Below are 6,962 nucleotides of genomic sequence, written 5' to 3'. Positions count from 1 at the left end.
CACCAGTGAGGGGTTGTCCTGACTGTAATTGTTTTAAAGCTGCTTCGAAATCAAAGTTGTTTGCCATGATGTGTCATTTCCTGTTTGATTCAGTTTATTGAAATGACACAGATTTTTGAACACTACCTCATTTGGCTTTGCACCAAATAAATATGCAGGCTATACGGATCATAGATTTATAATTGCGTGCTAGTTTATCAAATCGAGTTGCAATAGCACGGAAATGTTTTAATCTCGCAAAAGCATTTTCAACTAAATGTCTTAATTTATATAGATATTTATCAAATTCCTTATTCGATCTCTTACTGTTTGATCTCAATGGAATAATGGGAATCATATTCTTGTTCTTGGCACATATTCTAATGTGCTCAGCATCATACCCTTTGTCAGCAATGAGATAAGTTGCCTCGCCTACAATATCAATCAGTTGTTTTGCAACTTGACTGTCGTGGACGTCACCCCCAGTGATTTTAAAATCAATCGGTAATCCATTCGCGTCGGTTGCAAGATGTATTTTTGTTGTTCGTCCACCGCGTGATTGTCTAATTGCTCTTTCGAAACCATGCCGAGCTCCACTTGCATGTTGATGCACGCGTATGTAGCTTCCATCAATGAATACCCATTCCTGATCCAGAATGCCTCGTAATCTAAAAAAAATTTATCCCATAATCCCTTACTTGCCCAGCGATTAAAGCGATTGTAAGCAGTTTGCCAAGGGCAAAGTTCTTGAGGAATATCACGCCATGTCGCACCCGTACGTAGTTTCCATAAGATGGCTTCCATGATATTTCTACTGTTTTTTGAACAGTAACAACCGTGTAATCGTATAGTATCTTGAATTTGCTGCCAAATATCATCGGTGAGAAGAGTACGTGCCATTGAAAAAATATAGAAATGAAAAGAGCTTAAAGGAGGATTTTAAGTATTTAAAACCAATTCTTCAAATGAGGACACGCCCTAATATTGGGTGAAATAGATAAGGCAACATATTTTAATGTTTCAGACTATATTAAATTTTTCCATACTTGATAAATCGTCTTGATTTTTTCCCTTCATAGGAAGAAATAAAAGGTGCTGATGAAAGAAGTTCATTAATGTTATTTATCATCACGACTGTACTTTTTGTATAGCACTACGCTTAAGCTGTTCTAACTCTATAATATTTTGGTCAATCTGATGTTCCATTGCCGGTAAAATCTGCCTTAAAAACTGGCAATATGAAATAGCTTCATCCGCAGCAACCATGCCTGTTCTGACCAGCTGTTTTTGCTGTTCCAACATTTGGCTCACCTGACGTAAATCGGGCTGCTGTCCATGACTCAAAGCGTCGCTAATGGCTGCAAAATTTTTATATAGCCGGTCGCGTTGTTGAAGTAATTCTGCCTGATTGGATAGCGGAACTGTATTTGCTTGAACTGGTGTGGTAGATAGCACTTTTTTTTCAACAGTAGGTGTGGCTACAGCTGGAGTGGGTTTTGCTTTTGCTGTATCTACCGGTGGAGAGGAAAGCGGTTTAAATATATAAACTACGATGATAAGGGACAAGGTCACAATAAAACCAATGATAAGACCAAATTTTGTGCTGCGATCCATGCTGGAAATCCTATTCATGCATTTAAATGAAAACAGACCCAATCTTAAGATCAGGCCTGTACGATTTATAAATTAAACAGTTAAGGGGTAGACCAGCCCGCAGGTGCATAACCGATACGAACCCGTTGTGGGTGATTTCCAACAGGAACACTCAGTACTTTTTCACCCGTTGCGAAATCAATCACGGTAACCACATCAGCCGCACTTTCAGAAATTACACAGCTTTTACCATCTGGACTTTGTGTTGCCCAATAAGGCTTGCCTGCAGGAATTAGCTTGCCCGCTTTCAGGGTTGAACGGTCGACAATCGTTGCATAGTCATCCATGGTGCCGGCGACACACAGTTTTTCACCATCGCCACTAATCGACAATCCATGATGACGCGAGTCGTTTACATATTTGGTTCGGTCAGAAGGAATTGTCGAGCTGCCCGGTAATTGACCAATGCGAGTAACTTTATTCTGATTCAGGTCATATTCGATCAAGCCATTAAAAAATGAAATCTGGGCATAAATTTTACTTTCATCATTACTCAGGACAATCGGACGTACCGCATTGGACAGATCTTTACGGCCAACTGCATCCAGCACCGGACGGAAATCGATGGTCTTGAGGACTTTAAAAGTATTGGCATCGGCAATGGTGAGGAGTCGCTTCCCCTTGGTGAAATCTTGCCATGCGGCATCCATAGATGTTTCCACATTACCAATGGCTGAGTTTAGAATTTTTGTGCCACCGTTAAAGAAAATATTTTCATGCGGTTTGTCGCCAGTTGCAAAGCGTCCCAATTCTTTACCGGTATTGATATCCAGCACCTGAACCACATTGCCTGAAGATGCCGATACCGCTAAGCGCTGACCATCAGGAGAAACTGCCATATGATCGGAACGGAAGCCTTCTACAGGTGTACGCCAGTTGATTTTACCCGTCGCAATATTAATCGACACCACATCGGCAAAACTTGGGCGTGATGCCACCACAGATTTGCCATCTGGTGTGGAATACATGTCATCCACCAGCTGATCATGACCTTCTCCAGCGGTGGACTGAATGTAAGTATAGGCAATCAGTTTAATTGGATTGAGGTGGATTTCCGTCAAACGCTCTTTGCGATCAGGAACCATGTTGATCACACCGATTTTACCAAAATCACCCGATGGACGAATGACGGTTACCGTTCCATCCCAGTTATTGCCCACAAAAAATACCTGTTGGCTATTCGCCGGGGCAGGCATTGAAGATGTCGTGGCATGGCTATTCAGGGATGTGAATGCGATTGCTGCAAATAACGCATTTACACTCCATTTGAGGAAAAGATTTTTGTTTTTCATCTCATTATTCTCCGATTCAGCTCCATGAAATCGATTTTTTATTTGAATTTTCTCATTGCTGTCGAATACTCCTGTATTCGCTGAAGCATAGAATAAAGAATTCAACCATCAAATCTTGGATAATCCGATAAAAACACGCGCTAAAAATGACCTGAATAAGTCTTTTATTTTATAAATATTTGAATAATCAATTTATTATGAGGACAGAGCAGATTGTTTTTCCGACGGATTGCCGAACCCTATTTTAGCTTTTAGCCACATCTCTGATGGAGGTACGGAAAAATTGCAAAACACTACATGATCTTTTATACAGAAGTCGTACTATAAAAATGATTTTGTTGAGTTTCCAATATTATGTCTCAGATAGATATGCTTGTTGCCTTAGCCGACATTGAAGTGAATCGGGCTGAACTGCTGTCTATTCAGCAGAATGATTTGGTCCCTTTGCTGCAGGATCAATATCGTCTGAATCATTATGCCGATTCAGTCATTCAGGCTCAGTCGGTATTATTAAACGGTGTCGATCCACATCTGACCCAGCAATTAAGCAGCACCATAGAACAGCTGATTCAGGCATTGGCCGATTCAAAAAAATATCTGACCCGCCGCAAGTTTAATGTCTTGCAAAAGTGGTTGGGGATTGATCTGGAATATGGTTCCGGGCAGGTCGAGTATTATAAAAACCTGGACCAATTGCTTCATCGGGCCAATCAATTAAGTCAAAAATTGCAGATTGAAATACAAAAGTCTCAGGCACGTTTTCAGCAGTTACTCGGGCATCGTGAGCAAATGGCAAAATACATTCGGGCAGCGCAAGAGTTTTTGCTGGAATATCCAAATTTCGTCAAGAATGTACATCCTCTGGATAACTTTTCTGAAAGGTTATCGAAAAAAATCAATTCATTACAAACTTTACAAGCTAGTAATGATATTGCAATTACACAGATGCAATTATCGCAGCAGCTTTCTTTTACTTTGCTGGACCGTTTTAAAGAAGCGCAGCAAGTACTGATTCCTGCCTGGCAATATCATGTTAAACAAAGTCACCAGAACAGTTCGGGCATTGAACTGGACAAGCTGGAGCATAGCAGAGAGAAATTAATTCATATTTTAAGAAAATCACTCGAGAAACCCATACATTGAACATACTATTCAGGTGAAGCATGACCGATTTTGAATCTAAAGATTTACCCGCTGAAGTCACTCAAGATCTTGTTCAGCAAAAGTTCCAGCAACTGAATTTACAGGAAATTGGTTTGCAGGATTCAGATTTTAATGAAGTGATGAATGCACATCAGGAACTGGCTGAAATGAGCCATAATGCAGTTGCGGAATATGGGAAAAATATTGCAACAAAAACGTCGGGTTATACCGATGAACTGCTGAATCTGGTACAAAATAAAGACCTGGACACGACCGGTCAAAAGTTAAATCAGGTGGTGCAGGTTGCCCAGCAGTTGAATAGCAGCAGTATTTTGAACAAGAAACAAAGTACGGGTTTTTTAGGTGGCCTGATCAGTAAAATGAAAGGTGCCAAGCAAAGTTTTGATCAGCATTTTAATAGCACCCAAGAACAGATTGATGTGCTGGTCAAGGAAATTGAAACGTCCCAATCGGGCTTGAAAACCCGAGTGGACACTTTGGATAAAATGTTTCAGGGGGTGCAGGAGGAATACCGACAGCTGGGTATCTATATTGCAGCGGGGAAATTAAAAGAGCAGGAGATTCAGCAGAAAATTGCACATTTAACGGCCCAAGCCCAAGATCAGCCTACGGTGCAAAAGATCTATGATCTAAATCATCTGGCCAATAATCTGGAAAAACGGGTCAGTGATTTACAGATTTTGCAGCAGTCTGCCATGCAAACCTTGCCGATGATCCGGATTATCCAGTCCAATAACCTGATGCTGGTCGATAAGTTTTATGCCATTAAAAACATTACCTTACCGGCATGGAAAAACCAGATCAGCTTGGCTATTTCCCTGCATGAACAGAAAAACAGTGTCCAGCTGGCGAATAGTATAGATGATGCCACCAATGACCTGTTACGCCGTAATGCCGACTTGCTGCATCAAAATTCGGTGGCTACGGCCAAAGCCAACCAGCGCTCAGTGATTGATATCGAAACGCTTGAACATGTGCAGAATACCCTCATTAAAACAGTGAATGACGTGATTCAGGTACAAAAAGAGGGGCTGCAAAAACGTGCTGAAGCGACAACGCGTTTACGTGCCTTGCAGGAAAATCTGAATCATCTGGTGATAGAATCTAGTAGCAGTGGAATGAATAAATCTTAACTATTCGTTTAAGTTCATTGCCAGCACTTTAGGAGAAAGCGTTTGCCTCCCTTGGATGAATATGCTGTGAATTCGCAACAGATCGAAAATGGTGTGGTGATGCTGAAGAAGCGTCAACGCAATGTGATGTTATGGGCGATCACCAGCAGCACCATTTTCCTTGCTTCAGTGGTGGCTTTTTTTCTACAGCATGATTTTGTCTATAGTTTTTTCGGTATTACGACGGAACTGAAACAATTGCATATACCGCTCAGTGTAGATGCAAACCTTACTGAACTTGGTCAGCATCGTGATTATTTTAGCAACCTGTTGTCATGGTTTGGCTGGCTGATTCTAAAGCTGTTTGTTTCTTTTATGGGCGCATTTTTTGTCATTCATTTTCTAAAAAAAATCCGCTTTTTCTATGTCCGTTTTCAGTCTTTTATTTTGAAGTTTGTGGGCTGGATCATTGCTTTTATTATGCTGTGGTCAGGTCTGACCTATCTGCAATATGATTTAAATAATAAAGAGAATGATGCCTATAGGGAAGCGATTCACTATGAGAAAAATATTCAGCAAAGCGAGCTGGCACAATATTTACAGCGTAGCGAAGTCGATGAGCCAGTCAAAGCTTATCTGCTGGCCCAGACAGCATTACTACATCAACCGATAGATAAGGATGCGGCTATTCCACAAGTTCTAGCTTTAGTGAAAGCGGAAAAAACAGATCCTGATTTTTTTGAATATGGTTTTAAACCCGAACAGCTTTGGACCATGCAACACCAGCTTTATGGTCAGAGTTTAACGCCAATGGCAAAGATTGTTTCCAGACAGGTAGCTCAGGCAGAGCAAATGAGTTCAGTGGTACAAATTTTGATTATTGCTGCTGCCATACTGTTCGGAATTTTAAGTGCAATTCTACTGCTGCTGTCGCAGCATTTAAAAAGGCGGATCTTCAGAGTTGAGCAGCGTATGCAGCTTAAATGATGCATTTCAAAAGCCCTGAAATGGGCTTTTATTATTTTTTGATGCCTTTTTCAGTGAGATGATTCAGGCAATGCTGAAGGGCGGGATACACCAAAACAGGGTAAAACTTATTTAATTTAATATTCCGATTGTAATTATAAAAACAAACTGTTTTACCTATTTAAATATTTACCTTACTATAGCTTTATTAAATAAGCATTTACTCCCTTGGAGACGTTAGCCATGTTAGACCAAAATACTTCAGCTCAATTAAAAACTTTATTGGAACGTCTGGAAGGCCCGATTGAACTGGTCGCGACTTTGGATGCTTCAGATAAGTCTGACAAGATTAAAGAACTGGTGACTGAAGTTGCAGCGTTATCTGATTTAGTCACTGCACGCTTCGACGGTACAAATAGCCGTGCACCTAGCTTCGGTATTGCAAAAGCAGGGGAAGAACCGCGTATCTTCTTTGCCGGCTTGCCGATGGGACATGAATTTACTTCCCTCATTCTGGCCTTGTTACAGGTGTCGGGTTATGCCCCGAAAGTGTCGGATGAAGTCCTGGCACAGATCAAGGGTTTAAATTTAACAGCTGATTTTGAAGTGTTTGTCTCGCTCAGCTGCCATAACTGTCCTGATGTGGTACAGGCTCTAAACCTGATCGCCATCTATAACCCGGGCACCACGGCCACCATGATTGACGGTGCATTTTTCCAAGATGAAGTGGAACAGCGCAAGATCATGGCAGTACCTATGGTGTTCCAGGACAACGCCCACATCGGTCAGGGCCGTA

At 41.2% G+C, this 6,962-nt stretch carries 7 protein-coding genes; 4 read left to right on the top strand and 3 right to left on the bottom strand.

From position 1 onward, the window contains the following. Positions 1–127: 127 nt before the first annotated feature. The 3 genes from FTT83_RS15110 to FTT83_RS15100 form a co-directional block, all read right to left on the bottom strand. Positions 128–879, bottom strand: a protein-coding gene (locus FTT83_RS15110; protein ID WP_373456133.1) for an IS5 family transposase whose coding sequence is annotated in 2 segments (ribosomal slippage) — positions 128–645 and positions 645–879 — 753 coding nt in all. Because the reading frame shifts where the segments join, the coding sequence is not laid out codon by codon here. A gap of 228 nt (positions 880–1,107) precedes the next feature. Continuing rightward, a complete protein-coding gene (locus tag FTT83_RS15105) occupies positions 1,108–1,593 on the bottom strand; it encodes a hypothetical protein (protein ID WP_180176812.1) in 486 nt (161 codons plus the stop codon). Positions 1,594–1,673: 80 nt separating this feature from the next. Then, positions 1,674–2,924, bottom strand: coding sequence for a YncE family protein (locus FTT83_RS15100; protein ID WP_180176813.1), 1,251 nt, complete (start codon positions 2,922–2,924; stop codon positions 1,674–1,676). 354 nt (positions 2,925–3,278) lie between these two features. On the opposite strand from FTT83_RS15100, the gene FTT83_RS15095 reads away from it, so the two are divergent. The 4 genes from FTT83_RS15095 to FTT83_RS15080 form a co-directional block, all read left to right on the top strand. After that, on the top strand, positions 3,279–4,067 hold the full coding sequence (locus FTT83_RS15095; protein WP_180176814.1) for a tellurium resistance protein: 789 nt from the start codon (positions 3,279–3,281) through the stop codon (positions 4,065–4,067). 20 nt (positions 4,068–4,087) lie between these two features. Further along, positions 4,088–5,221: a toxic anion resistance protein gene (locus FTT83_RS15090; RefSeq protein WP_180176815.1), complete on the top strand. Its 1,134-nt coding sequence runs from the start codon at positions 4,088–4,090 to the stop codon at positions 5,219–5,221. Positions 5,222–5,263: 42 nt separating this feature from the next. Beyond that, the gene (locus FTT83_RS15085) at positions 5,264–6,187 is read left to right on the top strand and encodes a hypothetical protein (protein WP_180081344.1); all 924 of its coding nucleotides are present in this window, start codon (positions 5,264–5,266) and stop codon (positions 6,185–6,187) included. Positions 6,188–6,409: 222 nt separating this feature from the next. Beyond that, a partial coding sequence (locus FTT83_RS15080) for a thioredoxin family protein (protein WP_180189945.1) occupies positions 6,410–6,962 on the top strand: 553 nt, incomplete at its 3' end.

It is taken from the genome of Acinetobacter sp. YH01018 (assembly GCF_013420295.1).
Lineage (GTDB): Bacteria > Pseudomonadota > Gammaproteobacteria > Pseudomonadales > Moraxellaceae > Acinetobacter.
The sequence above is the reverse complement of the archived record's forward strand: the minus strand, read 5'-3'. Positions and strand labels throughout refer to the sequence as shown.

Coding starts and splice junctions, on each gene's coding strand:
- FTT83_RS15105 (WP_180176812.1), bottom strand. CDS start 1,593: ATGGATCGCAGCACAAAATTTGGTCTTATCATTGGTTTTATTGTGACC.
- FTT83_RS15100 (WP_180176813.1), bottom strand. CDS start 2,924: ATGAAAAACAAAAATCTTTTCCTCAAATGGAGTGTAAATGCGTTATTT.
- FTT83_RS15095 (WP_180176814.1), top strand. CDS start 3,279: ATGTCTCAGATAGATATGCTTGTTGCCTTAGCCGACATTGAAGTGAAT.
- FTT83_RS15090 (WP_180176815.1), top strand. CDS start 4,088: ATGACCGATTTTGAATCTAAAGATTTACCCGCTGAAGTCACTCAAGAT.